At 42.2% G+C, this 16405-nt stretch carries 19 protein-coding genes and 1 tRNA gene; 13 read left to right on the forward strand and 7 right to left on the reverse strand.

Features of this window, described 5'->3' with window-relative positions; translation table 11 throughout:
- Nucleotides 1-71: 71 nt before the first annotated feature.
- Together ABWO12_RS04840 and ABWO12_RS04845 are read left to right on the forward strand one after the other, a co-directional pair.
- A complete protein-coding gene (locus tag ABWO12_RS04840; protein WP_353087656.1) occupies nucleotides 72-800 on the forward strand; it encodes a CDP-alcohol phosphatidyltransferase family protein in 729 nt (242 codons plus the stop codon).
- A 1-nt stretch (nucleotide 801) separates the two neighbouring features.
- A complete protein-coding gene (locus tag ABWO12_RS04845; protein ID WP_353087657.1) occupies nucleotides 802-1632 on the forward strand; it encodes a GH25 family lysozyme in 831 nt (276 codons plus the stop codon).
- On the opposite strand, the gene ABWO12_RS04850 is transcribed toward ABWO12_RS04845, so the two are convergent.
- From ABWO12_RS04850 to ABWO12_RS04870, 5 genes are all read right to left on the reverse strand, one after another.
- The gene (locus ABWO12_RS04850) at nucleotides 1629-1850 is read right to left on the reverse strand and encodes a hypothetical protein (protein WP_353087658.1); all 222 of its coding nucleotides are present in this window, start codon (nucleotides 1848-1850) and stop codon (nucleotides 1629-1631) included. The genes ABWO12_RS04845 and ABWO12_RS04850 overlap by 4 nt on opposite strands.
- Nucleotides 1851-2010: 160 nt before the next feature.
- Entirely contained in the window at nucleotides 2011-2751 is a 741-nt protein-coding gene (lptB, locus tag ABWO12_RS04855) for an LPS export ABC transporter ATP-binding protein (protein ID WP_073363964.1), read from the reverse strand.
- Nucleotides 2752-2823: 72 nt separating this feature from the next.
- Nucleotides 2824-3174 (reverse strand): carboxymuconolactone decarboxylase family protein, encoded by a 351-nt coding sequence (locus tag ABWO12_RS04860; protein ID WP_353087659.1) that lies wholly within the window; start codon nucleotides 3172-3174, stop codon nucleotides 2824-2826.
- The gene (tatC, locus tag ABWO12_RS04865) at nucleotides 3171-3980 is read right to left on the reverse strand and encodes a twin-arginine translocase subunit TatC (RefSeq protein WP_353087660.1); all 810 of its coding nucleotides are present in this window, start codon (nucleotides 3978-3980) and stop codon (nucleotides 3171-3173) included. Before tatC ends, ABWO12_RS04860 begins: the two co-directional genes overlap by 4 nt.
- Nucleotides 3980-4945, reverse strand: coding sequence for a KpsF/GutQ family sugar-phosphate isomerase (locus tag ABWO12_RS04870; RefSeq protein WP_353087661.1), 966 nt, complete (start codon nucleotides 4943-4945; stop codon nucleotides 3980-3982). The genes tatC and ABWO12_RS04870 overlap by 1 nt, the downstream gene beginning before the upstream one ends.
- An 86-nt stretch (nucleotides 4946-5031) precedes the next feature.
- Between ABWO12_RS04870 and recQ the strand changes: the two genes are divergently transcribed.
- Entirely contained in the window at nucleotides 5032-7227 is a 2196-nt protein-coding gene (recQ, locus tag ABWO12_RS04875; RefSeq protein ID WP_353087662.1) for a DNA helicase RecQ, read from the forward strand.
- Nucleotides 7228-7612: 385 nt separating this feature from the next.
- Here recQ and ABWO12_RS04880 read toward each other — a convergent pair whose 3' ends face one another.
- Entirely contained in the window at nucleotides 7613-7846 is a 234-nt protein-coding gene (locus ABWO12_RS04880) for a hypothetical protein (protein ID WP_353087663.1), read from the reverse strand.
- Nucleotides 7847-7917: 71 nt separating this feature from the next.
- Between ABWO12_RS04880 and ABWO12_RS04885 the strand changes: the two genes are divergently transcribed.
- The 4 genes from ABWO12_RS04885 (at nucleotide 7918) to ABWO12_RS04900 (ending at nucleotide 12203) form a co-directional block, all read left to right on the forward strand.
- Complete coding sequence (locus ABWO12_RS04885; protein WP_353087664.1) at nucleotides 7918-8985, forward strand: DUF2891 domain-containing protein; 1068 nt, start codon at nucleotides 7918-7920, stop codon at nucleotides 8983-8985.
- A gap of 12 nt (nucleotides 8986-8997) precedes the next feature.
- Entirely contained in the window at nucleotides 8998-10554 is a 1557-nt protein-coding gene (locus tag ABWO12_RS04890; RefSeq protein WP_353087665.1) for an NAD(P)/FAD-dependent oxidoreductase, read from the forward strand.
- A 64-nt stretch (nucleotides 10555-10618) separates the two neighbouring features.
- Complete coding sequence (locus tag ABWO12_RS04895; protein ID WP_353087666.1) at nucleotides 10619-10870, forward strand: hypothetical protein; 252 nt, start codon at nucleotides 10619-10621, stop codon at nucleotides 10868-10870.
- A complete protein-coding gene (locus tag ABWO12_RS04900; RefSeq protein WP_353087667.1) occupies nucleotides 10863-12203 on the forward strand; it encodes an XAC2610-related protein in 1341 nt (446 codons plus the stop codon). Before ABWO12_RS04895 ends, ABWO12_RS04900 begins: the two co-directional genes overlap by 8 nt.
- Here the strand turns inward: ABWO12_RS04900 and ABWO12_RS04905 are convergent.
- On the reverse strand, nucleotides 12200-13306 hold the full coding sequence (locus ABWO12_RS04905; protein WP_502902912.1) for a bifunctional methionine sulfoxide reductase B/A protein: 1107 nt from the start codon (nucleotides 13304-13306) through the stop codon (nucleotides 12200-12202). The two genes, ABWO12_RS04900 and ABWO12_RS04905, sit on opposite strands and share 4 nt — an antisense overlap.
- A gap of 160 nt (nucleotides 13307-13466) precedes the next feature.
- Here ABWO12_RS04905 and idi point away from each other — a divergent pair, with 160 nt between their 5' ends.
- The 6 genes from idi to ABWO12_RS04935 all read left to right on the forward strand — a co-directional run bounded on the left by idi (nucleotide 13467) and on the right by ABWO12_RS04935 (nucleotide 16360).
- Complete coding sequence (idi, locus tag ABWO12_RS04910; RefSeq protein WP_353087669.1) at nucleotides 13467-13994, forward strand: isopentenyl-diphosphate Delta-isomerase; 528 nt, start codon at nucleotides 13467-13469, stop codon at nucleotides 13992-13994.
- 2 nt (nucleotides 13995-13996) lie between these two features.
- A complete protein-coding gene (locus tag ABWO12_RS04915) occupies nucleotides 13997-14407 on the forward strand; it encodes a 6-pyruvoyl trahydropterin synthase family protein (RefSeq protein WP_353087670.1) in 411 nt (136 codons plus the stop codon).
- A 2-nt stretch (nucleotides 14408-14409) separates the two neighbouring features.
- The gene (locus ABWO12_RS04920) at nucleotides 14410-14865 is read left to right on the forward strand and encodes a peroxiredoxin (protein ID WP_353087671.1); all 456 of its coding nucleotides are present in this window, start codon (nucleotides 14410-14412) and stop codon (nucleotides 14863-14865) included.
- Between the two features lie 60 nt (nucleotides 14866-14925).
- On the forward strand, nucleotides 14926-15888 hold the full coding sequence (locus tag ABWO12_RS04925) for a type I phosphomannose isomerase catalytic subunit (protein ID WP_353087672.1): 963 nt from the start codon (nucleotides 14926-14928) through the stop codon (nucleotides 15886-15888).
- A 53-nt stretch (nucleotides 15889-15941) separates the two neighbouring features.
- Nucleotides 15942-16208: a hypothetical protein gene (locus ABWO12_RS04930; RefSeq protein WP_353087673.1), complete on the forward strand. Its 267-nt coding sequence runs from the start codon at nucleotides 15942-15944 to the stop codon at nucleotides 16206-16208.
- A gap of 78 nt (nucleotides 16209-16286) precedes the next feature.
- Nucleotides 16287-16360, forward strand: a tRNA-Thr gene (locus tag ABWO12_RS04935).
- Nucleotides 16361-16405: the final 45 nt, after the last annotated feature.

The following is a 16405-nucleotide window of genomic DNA, read 5'->3' on the forward strand; positions in this document are numbered from 1 at the left end:
CGAAAACTACCCCTTTAAACGTGTTTGTTCATTCACTTATTGTGCTACCTTTGTGATTTAAATTCAAGTGCATGGCGTTGCTTAAATACCTTCCCAATTTTCTCACCCTTCTCAACTTGCTTTGCGGTTGCATCGCGCTAGTTCACGCGGCTGAATTCAATTTTGAAGTTGCCTTTTCTTGGGTGTGTCTCGGTATATTTTTTGACTTTTTTGACGGTTTTTTTGCGCGTAAGTTAGGCGTAGCCGGACCCTTGGGGGTGCAACTCGATTCGTTAGCCGATATGGTAACCAGCGGTGTTGTCCCCGGGTATGTTATGGTGTGTATGCTAAGTGGTCATGCGTTTCCTATGCCCATACATGGATTTTTTCCCTACATCGGATTCCTTATCACTTTAGGTGCTTGTTATCGCTTAGCCAATTTTAATATTGACACCCGTCAATCCGATTCGTTTATCGGCTTACCCACACCAGCCAATGCCTTGTTTATCACAAGTTTGCCCATAGTGGCGCATTTCCCTCCCGATGCATCATGGACCGTTGTGTTGCAACAGCCATGGGTATTAGTTGCCATCACCTTACTCAGTACTTGGGTTATGAATGCCCCCCTTCCGCTTTTTTCCTTAAAAATTAAAAAATTCAGTTTCAGTGCCTACAAATTGCAATTGGGTTTTGTAGCCTACTCCATATTTTTACTCATTGTATTAAAAATCGTCGCAGTGCCTTTGATCATCCTTTCTTATGTTATCGTATCGGTGTTGCATACGTTTTTTACCCGAACAGCGTTAGGAATGAAAAAATAGCATGGCTGCCACACCGCGCAAAAAATCACCCGCTCGTCGCAAATCTACTGCCGCCCCTCGTTTTTCATGGGTGAAAGTCCTTACTTGTGGATTTGTCCTTTTATTTACTTCAGGAGTAGTAATCCACTACCGTGATGCCCTTTTGTATTACTTCAGCTTCAAGTCCAAACACAGCCTCAAAGAAGATAAAGTTGCCGAAGCCCGTATTTTTCAAATTCTTCAAAAATACCCCGATTACTGTGTTGGTCTTGACGTTTCTGAATACCAAGGAAAAATCGATTGGGAAGCCGTCGATTCGCTTGAAGGACGCCCGATTCGGTTCGTATTCGTGCGCGCAACTTGTGGTCGTGACCGAAAAGATACTCAGTTTGAAACCAATTGGAATGGGGCAAAAAAGTACATTCGAGGCGCTTATCATTACTACCGACCCGATGAAAACTCATTGGAGCAAGCCCGAAAATTTATTGCGACCGTTGCCTTACAACCGGGCGATCTTCCGCCGGTGCTCGATATTGAACAATTGCCCGAAAATCAGTCCATGGAGCGCCTGAAAATAGGATTGCAAAAATGGCTTGATGCCGTTGAAAAGCACTGCCATCGAAAACCAATTATTTATTCGGGACAGCAGTATTATGAAGATTTTTTAAAAGAAGAATTTGCAGACTACACGTTTTGGGTAGCCAATTATAATTTCTTTGCCGAGACCCTGCAGCCGGAATGGTTGTTTTGGCAGTTTTCCGAAAAAGGTTGGGTCGAAGGAATTCCAGAAAAAGTCGATGTTAATTTGTACAACGGCACCCCCAAAATGCTCGATTACCTTGTACACCCTTAATCCAAAAACCAAACCGGAAGCAACAATAAGGCGAGCAAAAGCACTAAAGCAAGCACGGCCTTCGGATGCGCAAAATTTACCATCCATCCCATCCATTCTATCGGTTTGGGAGGGAAATACCGCGGGTTTTCCGCATTAAAATAAATCAATCCACCCCAGCGCCAATTTTTGGGATCTTCCATCCACGATTGATGCGTTTTTTTAGATATAGCGTTCATAGGATTCTTTTTTGGGCGTGCCCCCTCGGAGGCAATTCACCGATTCAAAGTTGTATCCAGATTCCTCGGGGTCAGGCTTTCCGCAGTATGCACCTCCCTAACGTCCGGTGGGTACTTGCTGCAATCCTTCACGCACTCCAGGAACCGCAACAGGGGGGTATTAAAATTCGAGTTTCTTTTTACGTAACTCAAAATTTTGACCCAAGTATACTTTTCGTACCATTTCATCGGCCGCCAACTCTTCGGGAACACCGGCTTTCAAGATACCTCCTTCAAACATTAAGTAGGTTTTGTCCGTGATGGCCAAGGTTTCTTGTACGTTGTGGTCGGTGATTAATATACCGATGTTTTTATTTCGTAATTGCGCTACAATGCGCTGAATATCTTCCACCGCAACCGGGTCAACACCCGCAAAAGGTTCATCCAAAAGAATGAACTTAGGGTCTGTGGCCAACGCGCGTGCAATCTCCGTACGACGCCGTTCTCCTCCCGAAAGCAAGTCTCCACGGTTGGTGCGAATATGTTGCAAGCTGAATTCATCCAATAAGCTCTCCATTTTTGCCTCTTGTTCCGCTTTCGAAAGTGAGGTCAATTGCAAAACACTCATGATGTTGTCTTCCACACTCAACTTCCGAAACACCGATGCTTCTTGCGCCAAATAGCCAATGCCGTGTTGCGCGCGTTTGTACATTGGAAACTCTGTAATGTTCAAATCGTCGAGGTAAATCGTTCCCGAATTGGGTTTGACCAACCCAACAATCATGTAGAAGGAGGTTGTTTTTCCAGCGCCATTCGGACCCAATAGTCCCACAATTTCGCCTTGGTTTACCTCCACCGAAATGCCTTTTACGACCGTTCGTTTTTTATAGGTTTTAATCAGCTGTTCAGCGCGTAATTTCATAAGTTAGCAAACGTTTAGGGGACAAGGTACTACTTTTTCATCGTGTTCATTGCCCAATAAAGTGTTAAATGATTAGGACTCTTGCGTTTCCAAAGCTTCCCAAAATTCGTAAGCACGACGCAAATGCGGAATCACAATGGTGCCTCCAACTAAAGTGGCAATTCCCATGGCTTCCATCATTTCGGCTCTTGAAACGCCTTGCTTGTAGGCGGTCTCCAAGTGGTATTTGATACAATCGTCGCACCGCAATACAGCAGAAGCGACCAATCCTAAGAGTTCTTTGGTTTTAACATCCAAAGCCCCCTCGGCGTAAGCGTTGGTGTCTAAATTAAAGATGCGTTTGATGACCAAATTGTTGTCGGCCATCAATTTTTCGTTCATTTTTGAACGGTAACTGTTGAATTCTTCTACGAGATTACTCATGCTTTTAATCTTCTTTTTTCTACTACAGCTGCAATAATTACACTGGCTTCAAATACCAAGAGCATCGGGATGGATACGGTAACCTGACTCACCACATCGGGAGGAGTAACTATAGCGGCAATAATTAATACAATAACGATGGCATATCGACGGTATTTGCGCAAAAAAGCAACCGTAATTAATCCTAATTTAGTCAAAAAGTAAATAATCACCGGCAATTCAAAAAACAATCCACTGACCAAAACCGAACTCTTAATCATACTGATGTAGGATTCCAAATTGAATTCGTTTACCACTGCAGTACTTATTTGAAACGTGGATACAAAGTTGATGGTCATTGGGATAATCACAAAATACCCAAACAGCACCCCTAAAAAGAACAAAAGCGAGGATACAATGATAAAGGCTTTGGCACTTTTTCGCTCCTTTTCATACAATGCGGGACTGATAAAATTCCAAAATTGGTAAATGATATACGGAAAGGCCAAGATGAACCCGGCGGTAATACATATCCAAATAAAGGTATTAATTTGCCCCTCCATCGAGGTGTTTTGGATTTTAAAGTCCAAATCAGTAATGCAAATGTTCTCAGCAATACCTAAATACTTTGAGGCATCACAAAAAAAACGGTACGTGACAAATTCGGCTTTCGTAGGTCCGAAAATGACAGAGTTGAATAAAAAATCATTGACCATGTATGTGGCAAACGCCATAATTACCGTAGCTAACGAGCACCGTACCAACACCCATCGCAACTCCTCCAAGTGTTCCATGAAGGACATATCTTTATGTGCTTTTTTTGCCATCAGACGATGCCTTCTTTTAAAATATCATGCAAATGAATTACGCCAAGATATTGAGTGCCTTCTACCACAACCAATTGGGTAATTGCATACTGTTCCATCCGATTTAAAGCATCCACCACTAGCGTATCGGGTGCTATTGTTTTGGGGTTGATGGTCATAATATCTCGCGCTTTCCACCCCGTAATCGTTTCAGTTTTATTCAACATACGTCGAATATCCCCATCGGTAATAATTCCGATTACGTGTTCGTCTTCTAGCACGGCGGTGACTCCCAAGCGGCCTTCAGAAATGGACACAATCACTTGTTTGATATCCGAATTCGGTTCCACTACAGGACGATGAGCCGTATCAAGGAGGTCGTTTACCTTCAGTAAAAGTTTTTTTCCCAAGGCACCACCCGGATGGTACAATGCAAAATCTTCTGCGGTAAATTGTCGCATTTCAATCAAACAAACGGCGAGAGCATCGCCCATTGCTAATTGTGCCGTAGTACTGTTGGTGGGTGCCAAATTATTGGGGTCCGATTCCCGTTCTACCCAGGTATTTAACACATAATCAGACGCTTTCCCCAAATAAGATTCAGGGTTGCCAGTCATACCAATGAGTACATTGCCTTGACGTTTTAATAAGGGGGCCAATACTTTGATCTCGGGACTGTTTCCACTTTTGGAAATGCACAATACAGGGTCGCCCTGTTGCACCATGCCTAAGTCGCCATGAATCGCTTCGGAAGCATGGAGAAAGAGGGCAGGTGTACCCGTAGAATTGAGGGTGGCGACAATTTTTTGGGCAATGATGGCACTTTTTCCGATTCCTGTTATGACTAAACGTCCTTTGGTTTGAAACAGAAGTTCCACCACAGCGACAAAGGAATCATCCAGAAATTCAGCGAGTTTGGCAATCGAGACACTCTCTGATAGTAAGGTGCGTCGTGCACACTCGACTAAGGCTTCTTTCGTTATCAAAATGAAATGTTATAAAATTTGTACGTACAGAAGTTTATTGTATATTTATGCTTGCAAATTTAGATAAAAATACCTGTAACTAAAGAATGAATTCCAACGAAATTGACATCCACGCAGCGTTAAAGAAGTATTTTGGATTTTCCCAATTCAAAGGGTTGCAAGAGCGTGTGATTCGAAGTGTGATTGATAAGCAGAACACGTTTGTGATTATGCCTACTGGAGGCGGAAAGTCGCTATGTTACCAATTGCCGGCCTTGATTCAAGAAGGTACCGCTATTGTGGTCTCTCCCTTAATTGCTTTGATGAAAAATCAAGTCGATGCGATTCGTAGTTTGTCGGCGACCGAGGGTGTGGCGCACGTGCTTAATTCTTCCCTGAACAAAACGGAAGTTAATCAGGTGAAAAAAGATATTGCCACAGGTGTAACCAAGTTGTTATATGTGGCCCCAGAATCCCTCACCAAAGAAGAATATGTTGAGTTTTTACAATCCGTACCAATCTCTTTTGTAGCCATTGATGAAGCCCATTGTATTTCGGAATGGGGGCATGATTTCCGTCCTGAATACCGTAATTTAAGAGCGATCATTAAACAATTGGGGAATATTCCTGTGATTGGTTTGACGGCAACTGCTACGCCCAAAGTACAAGAAGATATACTCAAAAACCTAGATATGACGGACGCTAGCGTCTACAAAGCTTCATTCAATCGACCCAATTTGTTTTATGAGGTACGCACCAAAACTAAAAATGTGGAGGCCGACATCATTCGTTTTATTAAACAAAACAAAGGGAAATCGGGCATTGTTTATTGTTTGAGCCGCAAAAAAGTCGAGGAAATTGCGCAAGTATTGCAAGTTAATGGTATTAGCGCAGTGCCGTATCACGCGGGACTCGATGCAAAAACCCGTGCCAAACACCAAGATATGTTTTTGATGGAAGATGTTGAAGTGGTGGTGGCAACGATTGCTTTTGGAATGGGTATCGACAAACCCGACGTGCGCTTTGTTATTCACCATGATATCCCAAAATCGTTAGAGAGTTATTACCAAGAAACTGGTCGTGCTGGTCGTGATGGTGGTGAAGGCCATTGTATTGCCTACTATTCTTATAAAGATGTTGAAAAACTTGAAAAGTTTATGGCCGGAAAACCCTTGGCTGAACAAGAAATAGGATTTGCATTGCTGCAAGAAGTGGTCGCTTATGCAGAGACCTCCATGTCTCGGCGTAAATTTTTACTCCACTATTTTGGGGAAGAATTTGATGCTGAAACTGGAGAAGGCGCCGATATGGATGATAATGTGCGCAATCCCAAGTCCAAAACCGAAGCCCAAGCTCAAGTCAAAATGCTTTTAGAAGTTGTACGCGACACCAAACATCTATATAAGTCCAAAGAAATTGTCTTTACCCTTATCGGTCGGGTCAATGCCATTATTAAAGCGCATCGCACCGATACCCAACCTTTTTTTGGGTGTGGAAAAGCATTTGACGAGCGCTATTGGATGGCGCTGATTCGTCAAGTATTGGTCGACGGTTTATTGCATAAGGATATCGAAACTTATGGTATTTTGAAAGTGTCCGAAAAGGGACATACGTTTATCACCACTCCTCACTCTTTCATGATGTCGGAAGACCATGAGTACAGCGAAAGTGAGGATGAAACGATTGTAGCCGCTTCCAAAGCGACGGGTACTGCCGATGAAGCCTTAATGGCCATGCTGAAAGAGTTGCGTAAAAAAGTAGCCAAACAATTGGGGGTGCCTCCGTTTGTGGTGTTTCAAGACCCGTCCTTGGAAGATATGGCGCTTAAATATCCCATCACCATTGATGAATTGACCAATATTCATGGCGTAGGTGAGGGGAAAGCAAAAAAGTACGGAAAAGATTTTGTCGCATTGATTGCCCGTTATGTTGAAGACAACGAGATTATTCGTCCCGATGATTTGGTGGTGAAATCTACCGGAGCCAATTCCTCCAATAAATTGTATATCATTCAAAATATCGACCGAAAATTATCCCTCGAAGATATTGCCTCCGCCAAAGGCATGAATATGGATACATTAATGAAAGAAATGGAGCAGATCGTCTATTCGGGAACGAAGTTGAATATTGGATATTGGATTGATGAAATACTCGATGAAGACCAACAAGAGGAGATTCATGAGTATTTTATGGAGTCAGAAACTGATCGAATTGAAGATGCCTTACGCGAATTTGATGGCGATTATGATATTGAAGAACTTCGTTTAATGCGAATTAAATTTATCAGTGAAGTAGCCAATTAGGCATACACTACGCACAAGGTTTGGAACCGCAATTCAAGCAATTGAGTTGCGGTTTTTTTAATTTAATATTCAAAATTCATAATAATTTTAGGGCGTGCCCCTTCGGGTTGGGCCATTTGTTGCAAGTCCTCGCTTCGGTGCCCTACGCTGTGGGCTTCCCACGGCTGCCTGACTGCCGGTAGGCAGGTCCCTCACGCTAATGTGTGCTCGGTTCAACTTTAAATTAAACCTGCCAATCGGCAAAAAACCTGCCAATCGGCAAAAAAACCTGCCAATCGGCAAAAAACCTGCCAATCGGCAAAAAAACCTGCCAATCGGCAAAAAACCTGCCAATCGGCAGGTTCTACGTATAATTTAAAATTTAAAATTCATAATTCATAATTTTTCATTCATACACCTCACCCCGGTGTGGCTTCAACGTATCCCGTACGGCAATCATTTGCGATTCTGGGACCACCATGTAGGCGATGGCATGCATTTCATGAATAATTTCATAGCCGGTTATATCAAGAGGTAACTTTTCTATTTGGATATATTCCTTTAAATGAATTTCATGATGTTCTGCTGTTTTTGCCGCGGCAGGTCCCCTAAAATCCCAAATAAGTTTGATGTTGCGCATTTTTTTTGAAGTAAAATTACAAATTCATAAAGACCGTAATGATTTTCTATCCTATTTTTACCAAAAAAAATATGTTTCAAAGACTATTTTTTGTGGCGCTTATTGTTGTTCATGTTTCCTCAGCCCAAGAACTTACAATTGATCGCGCCAACGGTTTAGCTCGTTTGCCCTTAAAATGTTTGCAACAAGAGTATCCCAATAAATTAAATCAATTACTCCTCGATGCCAGCGAATTGGGTCCTCCCAAAACGTTACACCCTGCCTTTTACGGTTGTTTTGACTGGCATTCGGCCGTGCATGGACATTGGAGCTTAGTTTACCTGCTAAATCATTTTCCACAACTAGATAATAAAGCATTAATTCTCGAAAAATTACAAACCAATCTCAGTAAAGCCAACATTGAGGTAGAAATAGCTTACCTTTCCAAAAAGCATGAGAAATCGTTTGAACGAACCTATGGATGGGCGTGGGTGTTGAAGTTGCAGATGGAGTTAGAACGCAGTAATGATCCCGCCTTGAATGCTTTGGGGGTAAACCTCAAGCCGCTTTCTCAATTGTTGTGCGAGCGCTATATTGAATTTTTACCCAAACTAAATTATGCCCTTCGCGTGGGAACGCACACCAACACGGCTTTTGGTATGGCTTTGGCCTGGGATTATGCCTTTTATTCCAAAAATCTTGCCTTACAACAAAGTATACATAACAATGCGCTTCGTCTTTTTTTAAACGATCAAAATTGTCCCTTTGCATGGGAGCCAAGTGGAACCGATTTCTTGTCCCCTTGTATGGAGGAAATCGGATTAATGCAACGGATTATGGAACCCAATGCTTTTTTGAAATGGTTGAAAGCTTTTGCACCCAATTTATTTCAGAAAAAGTATAGTTGGGTCCCCGGAATGGTGAGCGATCGCACCGACGGTCATCTCGTGCATTTAGATGGTTTAAATTTTAGTCGGGCGTGGAATTTATACCGATTGAGTCAAGCTTTTCCCAAAGCGCTAGGACATTTGAAGGCAATTGCGCAACAACACCTTAGCTTTTCATTGCCCGCGATTGTAGATGGAAACTACGAAGGCGAACATTGGTTGGCGTCTTTTGCATTGTATGCTTTTGAAGCCCAAGGAACGTTAGAAAAGTAGTAATTTTGCCTCATGCCACGAGAACTTCAATTTCAAGTCACCCCCGAAGTCGCCGCACAACCTGAATTGCTTCAGCAACATGTTGCCCGTCTTATGCACGTTGGTGTAAAAGATATTCAACACGTTATCATTCGAAAACGGAGTATCGACGCCCGCCAACGCGCGATAAAAATCAACCTTAAAGCAATGATTTATTTCCAGGGAGAAGCCATCACCGAGGAGGAGGTTCGCTTACCCGACTACCCCAATGTGGCTCATAAAACCCCTGTAATTATTGTGGGTGCGGGTCCAGCGGGATTGTTTGCTGCCTTGCAATTGATTGAATTAGGTGTAAAGCCTATCGTGGTGGAGCGCGGGAAAGATGTTCGCGGACGCCGACGGGACTTGAAAGCCATCAATCGCGATCATGTGGTGGATGAAGATTCCAATTATTGTTTTGGCGAAGGCGGGGCAGGAACCTATTCGGATGGGAAATTGTATACGCGTTCAAAAAAGCGAGGCGATGTCGATCGTATACTGCGATTATTGGTAGGTTTTGGTGCTTCCTCCGAAATTTTGGTCGAAGCTCATCCGCATATTGGGACCAATAAATTACCCCAAATTATCCAAGATATTCGCGAAGCCATTATTCACTTTGGGGGCGAAGTAAGGTTTGAGTCTCGCGTGACCGATATTTTGGTGGCCCATGGCGAAGTACAAGGGATTGAACTCCATAATGGACAACGTTTGCAGGCGAAAAAACTGATTTTAGCAACAGGCCATTCTGCACGCGATATTTTTGAATTACTCCATAGAAAAAAAATTCTTATTGAAGCCAAGCCTTTTGCTTTGGGCGTTCGCGCAGAACATCCACAATCGTTAATAGATCAAATTCAATATTCCTGTGACTTTCGCGGGGACTTTTTACCGCCAGCGCCGTATGCGATTGTCAAACAAGTAAACGGGCGCGGGATGTATTCGTTTTGTATGTGTCCAGGAGGCGTGATAGCGCCGTGTGCTACAAGTCCCGGGGAAGTAGTAACCAACGGGTGGTCGCCCTCCAAGCGCGATCAAGCAACGGCCAATTCGGGTATCGTCGTTGAATTGCGGCTTGAGGATTTTAAACCCTTTGCCAAGTTTGGCCCTTTGGCCAGTATGGAATTTCAAAAAGATATCGAGCAGCGTGCTTTTCGTTTGGCGGGTCAAACCCAAAAAGTCCCTGCCCAACGCATGGTTGATTTTTCACAAAAGAAAAAATCGGCTGATCTTCCTAAAACCTCTTATGTTCCTGGTACGACTTCGGTAGAGTTGGGAGAGGTATTTCCTCCTTTTTTAACCCAAATTATGCGCGAAGGATTTGTGCAATTTGGCCATTCGATGAAAGGCTATTTTACCAATGACGCTATTTTACATGCTCCCGAGAGTCGAACTTCCTCACCGGTGCGGATTCCCCGTGATCCGATTACCTTAGAACATCTACAAATCAAAGGGTTGTATCCCTGTGGTGAAGGTGCTGGCTACGCAGGGGGAATTATTTCGGCGGCAATTGATGGGGAGAAATGTGCGCTCAAAATTGCGGAATCGTTGTGATATGAAGTTTATTGGTTTCTTTCTTGCAGTTTTTCTAGCCTTATTTTGTTTTCCAAAACGGACTATGAATTGCATTGCATTCGCCCCAGAAGACACCCTAACAATTGACTTTAAACCGTTCACTTATTCATCGGATTCCATTTATGCGGTAACTTATCTTCGGCAAATGAATGCTGATTCAACCCATGAGGTTCATTATAATGCGTTTAAATTTTTTAATGAGCATTCCAAAACGTTTCGTGTAGTTCACTTTTTTGGGGAGTATGTTGGTGGCTCAGGCGTCAATCCATCAACGGCCTGTTTTTTTTTTGTATAAAAACAAGATCACTGCTCAACCTTTTCCGGGTGAAGTTATTCGAGTGGATCAAAAGGCACCACATATTTTTTGGGTGTATTGTGATGAAAAGTCGCGGTTGAGTAGTCATGTAACCCTTTATGAAATGACTTTGAAAGATTCGGGGATCCTTTTTATTAAGCAACCGAAACCGTTGAAAAATTTCTTTTACGATTGTATCCAACAAAAAACAGTGCGCGCCACTGATTTACCGCAGATAATTCCACCTGCTAACGATGATGACTTTTTGGGCCTTTTAGGTATATCCAAAGATACTCTAGCACCCAACACTTATTACTGGCGTGCGGAACAACAATTTCTTGGGCGTTCGTTTGTGTATGACTCGTTGCAATATCTTGAAGGCTTACTGTATTACCGTCATTCTAATGGTGATCAATGCGATCAATGGGTTCGAATTGACAACGGAAAGACTTCCAAAGATATACTACTTGCCTCCCGTGCCGATGATCCAGAAGTTCGAATTTCAAGTTCGTTTTGCAATGATTCTACTTTTGTGCGAACGCAAGTAAGTCGCGAATTACAATCCGAGGGGTCACAATATACGACCTACGAGATTGATTCTACACAGATACGTTTTCATTACACTACGAAGTTCGATTTTCTGCTAGTGGATGAAGCAAAGTATTCATATACTCAAACCCAATGGACGCATGAAAATCAATGGGTGCAAACCATAGATGCTGTTGATACAAAACCCTTTAAATTGAATGGGTTGAACGTTTTGGGTAGATTTGAAAAGGTACGAGATCTAAAACAGTCACGCACGTATTTTCAGTATTCTGTAATTCTTATTTCTACTCTAAAAAGTCTGATTACTCTTGAAGTGCCCGAATTTCAAGGAACTATTTTTGACTGGGAAGTTACTGATCGTTGGGTCGACGTCAATTTGGATGGTTATTTGGATTTGCAGTGGTATGATCCCAATGCCTCGGGAAGTGCGGGGAGCTATTACCAAATTTATCTTTATCAGCCCCTCTTACAAACATTTTCGGTCAAGCCTTCAGAATTATCGGGGTATGATTTACAGGTTAATGCAAAACAACGTACAGTAACCAGTTTTGGTAAATCGGGATATTATAGTTTTCAAATAAACATTATGCACTTAAATGCTAAGTCCCAGATTGTATTAACGGAAACTTATCGCTGTAAGGAAATAGGACAGGGGAAACTCCAACTTCGCTACCAAAAACAAAACGCTAAAAAAATTCTCTACCAAAAATCAAAAGAGGTTTTGATAGAGAACTTTTCAAATCGGGAGTCGATTGAGCAGGAAATGGTTCGTTTAAAATCCTAATTTGTCTTTTTATTTTTCAACCGGTCTTTAAACACCTTTTCAAACTTTTCCACTTTGGGGCGAACAACCATTTGACAATAGGGTTTGTTAGCATTGTTGGCGTAGTAATTTTGGTGGTATTCTTCAGCTGCCCAGAATTTTTTGAGCGGTTCTAGGGTTGTTACAATTTTGGACGGATACACGTTTCGGAAGTTCAACGCGTCAATCAACGCTTGTGCCTCTTTTTTTTCATCCTCATTTTTATAAAAAATCACCGAACGGTATTGGGTACCCACATCGGCTCCTTGTCGGTTCAACGTTGTGGGGTCGTGTACGGTAAAGAACACTTGATAAATTTCATCCAAACTGGTTACGTTGGGATTGTAAGTGATTTCTACTACCTCTGCGGCTCCCGTTCTACCGGTACAAACTTCTTCGTAACTCGGATTCTCCACGGTGCCTCCCGCATAGCCAGAAACCACTTTTTCTACGCCATTCAAGTTTTGGTATACGGCTTCCACACACCAAAAGCATCCGCCTCCCAAGACTACCGTTTTCAATTGCGCTACTTTTTCTGCCGAATCGGGGACAAAATCAAGCGAAACGGCATTCATGCAATAGCGTTTTCCCGTGGGTTCGGGTCCGTCGTCAAACAAGTGTCCCAAATGGCTGTCACAACGACTACACAAGGCTTCAACCCGTTGCATACCGTAGGAATTATCAGGTCGGAACCAAATGCTTTTGGGATTGTCCTGTTCAAAGAAACTGGGCCAACCGCAACTGCTGACAAATTTTTGCTGGGAACGGAACAGTTTATTCCCACAAGCGGCACAATAATAGGTTCCTTTGGTTTCACTTTTCCACATCGAACCCGTAAATGCACGTTCGGTATCGGCATGGCGTGCTACTTCATAAAGGTCGGGGGGGAGCACTTTTTTCCATTCGGCATCCGACAAAACGAGTTTGGTTGTGTCTGTGTTTGAGTAATACGGATTTTCGGGTTTTTGAATTGTATTTTCCATCGTTGTTTTTTTTGTTTTTTGGGATTGTTGCGGCTGATTTTGACCACAGGCAGTTGTAGTAAATAAGCTTAGACTGAGTAAAAAACAATATATTTTTTTCATGTTTTCAATGCTTTACGATACAAAGGTATTAAGCAAATACGTTTCAAATCGTAATTTAGTTTACAAAGGGCGATGCTTTAAGGAAAGTTTAACGGTTGTTTGTAAAGCTTCGACAAAATTACACGAGAATTGTTGTACTTTTGACCCTAGACATCCCACTATGAAAGAAGAACAAGTCATTTTAGTCAACGCCAACGATGAGCCGATTGGTTTGATGAACAAGTTGGAAGCCCACGAAAAAGCCGTGTTGCATCGGGCCTTTTCTGTTTTTGTATTAAATGATAAAAATGAAGTGATGTTGCAACAACGAGCGCATCACAAATACCATTCTCCATTGCTGTGGACTAATACTTGTTGCAGTCATCAACGCGCAGGTGAAACCAATATTCAGGCGGGCAAAAGACGTTTGGAAGAGGAAATGGGATTTGTAACCGAATTAAAGGAGCTCTTCCATTTTATCTACAAAGCGCCTTTTGACAATGGGTTGACCGAACACGAACTAGATCACGTGATGATCGGTTACTACAACGGTGAACCGGCCATTAATCCAGAAGAAGTAGAAGGTTGGAAATGGATGGATATCGAGGCCATTCGCGAAGACATGAAAAACCATCCTGATCGTTATACCGTATGGTTTAAAATCATATTTGACGAATTTTATCATTACCTCGAAGACCATAAATTATAATCATGCGCGTAACCGTATCCCGAAAAGCCCATTTCAACGCTGCGCATCGTTTGTGTCGAAAAGATTGGACGATGGAGCAAAATCAAGCGGTGTTTGGTAAATGTAATAATCCCAATTTTCACGGACATAACTACGAACTTATTGTCTCTGTTACCGGAGAAATTGACCCTGAAACGGGGTATGTGATCGATGTAAAAATTATTTCCGACTTGGTAAAAACCCTTGTAGAAGATGCATTTGATCACAAAAACCTCAATTTGGATGTGCCAGAATTTCACGATTTGAATCCAACCGCTGAGAATATAGCCGTTGTGATTTGGCAGAAACTCCGTCCTCATATCGGATTAGATAAAGATTTAGAAGTGGTGTTGTATGAAACGCCTCGAAATTTTGTGACCTACAAAGGGAATTAATCATGGCATTACGAAAGGGTTCATTGGTTCCTAATTTTACAGCAACAGATAGTCAGGGAGAACAATTTGATAGTTCCATTGTTTTCGGGAAGCAATGGGTCGTACTCTTTTTTTATCCAAAAGATGATACGCCGGGTTGTACCACACAAGCTTGTGCTTTCCGCGATCGTTACCAAGATTTCACCGATTTAGGTGCAGTAGTGATAGGTGTTAGCGCTGATGGTGTGGCTTCTCACCTTCGATTTCAAAGCAAATATAAACTTCCATTTACCCTCTTGGCCGATACCCAAAAGAAAATCCGAACCTTGTTTGGTGTCCCTAAGGATTTATTAGGTTTGGTAGACGGTCGTGCGACTTATGTTATCGGTCCCGATCAAAAGATTCATTTCATTTTTGATTCCTTAAGCGGAAGTGGCCACATGGAGCGTGCCTTAGCTTTTTTGAAAAGCAAGGTTTAACCTCATTTTTTTTAATCAATACAACAAACAACCTATTTTTGCTTTTTATACATAAGTACTATGGATTGGTATCCCTTGGTTTTCAAACCCATAATTAAAGAACGAATTTGGGGCGGAACAAAATTGCGTGACGTTTTACACAAACCTATTGTTTCTGAGATTTCAGGAGAGAGTTGGGAACTTTCAACGGTTCCAGGAGATGTGAGTGTAGTCGCCAATGGATCGCTTGAAGGAACCGATTTAAATACGGTTGTTGCCCTCAATCCAGAAGCGGTTTTGGGGAAGAAAGTGGTTGCACAATTTGGTGATCAATTCCCATTACTATTTAAGTTTTTGGATGCCCGTGAGGATTTATCCATTCAGGTACATCCCAATGATGCTTTGGCTAAAGAACGTCACAATTCGTTTGGTAAAACGGAAATGTGGTATGTGATGCAAGCCGATCCCGGTGCACAATTGATCGTAGGATTCAAAGAAGATTCCAATGCTGAAGCCTATCAAACCGCCTTGGCACAACATCAAGTAGTGGATTTGTTGGCCAAACATTCGGTACAAAAAGGGGATGTTTTTTTTCTAGAAACAGGGACGGTGCATGCCATTGGAGCAGGGACATTGATTGCCGAAATTCAGCAAACATCTGATATCACCTACCGTATTTATGATTTTGATCGAAGGGATGCCCAAGGGAATCTCCGGGAATTACACACGGAATTGGCATTGGAGGCGATAAATTACCAGCATACTGAAAGTAAAAAAGCATATACCAAAATCACGAATGTATCAAACGTGATGGTGGATTGTCCCTATTTTACGACTTCTTTTATTCCGTTGATCGGAACAGCAAGTGTTCATTGCGCTCACGATTCTTTTACCGTTTTCATGGTGATGGAGGGCGATTGCGCGCTTTTGTATGGAGATAAAAAGATGGAAGTAACAAAAGGGACAACGATTTTATTGCCCGCAGCTTTAGGGACGGTCCAGTTGAAGGGGAATGCCGAATTATTAGAAATCACAATTTCCTAACCGCATTCCGAAGATAATCCTTACCTTTGCCAAAATTTAAAATACCAAGCATTATGGCCAGTGTAAGAAACTTAAAAAAAGACATTAACTACGTATTGGGCGATATTATCGAAGCCGTTTATTTGTTGGAAATGACCACCGCAGGGAAACCCACCGAACCGACCCAAGCCATCATTACAGAGGCTTTAGTAGCTTTTGATGATTTGATGACGAAAGTGAATGCCAAAAACGTTGAAAATAGGAAAGCGCATTTCAAGCAAATCAATACTGAATTGGAAGCGGCTGCGAATCAGTTGGTTGATAAAATCAACGCTTTGTAATACTGATTTTTTTCCAAAAAGTGACGGAAATTTTTTGGAGAATTCAAATTCAAATTTATATTTGCATCACAATACACCGCCGGTGTAGCTCAGCTGGCTAGAGCAGCTGATTTGTAATCAGCAGGTCGTGGGTTCGAGTCCCTCCATCGGCTCAGTTTTAAGGAACACCTAAGTGTTCCTTTTTTATTTATGAAAGG

This window comes from Flavobacterium sp. (genome assembly GCF_040379285.1).
Classification (GTDB): domain Bacteria; phylum Bacteroidota; class Bacteroidia; order Flavobacteriales; family Flavobacteriaceae; genus Flavobacterium.